The sequence below is a fragment of the Acetobacter pomorum genome, assembly GCF_002738225.1.
Lineage (GTDB): Bacteria > Pseudomonadota > Alphaproteobacteria > Acetobacterales > Acetobacteraceae > Acetobacter > Acetobacter pomorum.
Genome location: NZ_PEBQ01000174.1, coordinates 1 through 663, shown reverse-complemented (window position 1 = coordinate 663; position 663 = coordinate 1). Strand labels below are relative to the sequence as shown.

The 663-nt window shown below is 55.2% G+C and carries 1 protein-coding gene; it reads right to left on the bottom strand.

Features of this window, described 5'->3' with window-relative positions; translation table 11 throughout:
- Positions 1-576, bottom strand: a 576-nt coding sequence (locus CSR02_RS13645) for an ATP-binding cassette domain-containing protein (RefSeq protein ID WP_244177021.1), incomplete at its 3' end; no start/stop codon positions are given.
- Positions 577-663: the final 87 nt, after the last annotated feature.

Genomic DNA, 663 nt, shown 5'->3' with positions numbered 1-663 from the left:
ACGTATAGGAAGTCCTGAACAACCAGAAAATGATCCAAAATTACTCCATCTGTGAGATTTCCGCGTCGATTCATCCAGAAACACCCATGCCGGCTGATTGAGCAGAACGCGACCAAACATCAGGCGTTGCTGCTCTCCCGGCGACAGCCGTTCCGTCCATCTGCCCTCAGTATCCCGATCGTCGATCAGGGCCGACAGGCCGACCTGCGCGAGGACGGTGCAAAGACGATCATCGGAAACGGTCTCGGGGGCGCGGGGATAGCATAGGGTGGCGCGCAGAGTTCCAAGAGGAAGGTAGGGACGCTGCGGAACGAACATCATCTCCTCCGCAGGCAGTCGTATTGTGCCGCTGGTGAACGGCCAGATACCGGCGAGCGTGCGTAGAAGCGTCGATTTTCCGAGACCTGATGGCCCGATCAGGACAATATCATGCCCTCTGGGCAATGTTATGTTTACCGACGACAGAAGCACCGAACCATCCGGACGGTATATATCCAGATGATCAGTCACAATGTCGCACACGGTCGGCTTAATTTCGCGCGTGGTTTTCCCGGTGCCGACAGACGCACGATCCATCGTGCGCTGGAAAGTAGTGAATTGCCCCGGGTTTTGTGGAGACAGAAAGACCCGTGAGGTAAGAAGAATTCATGAGCAATAAATCGA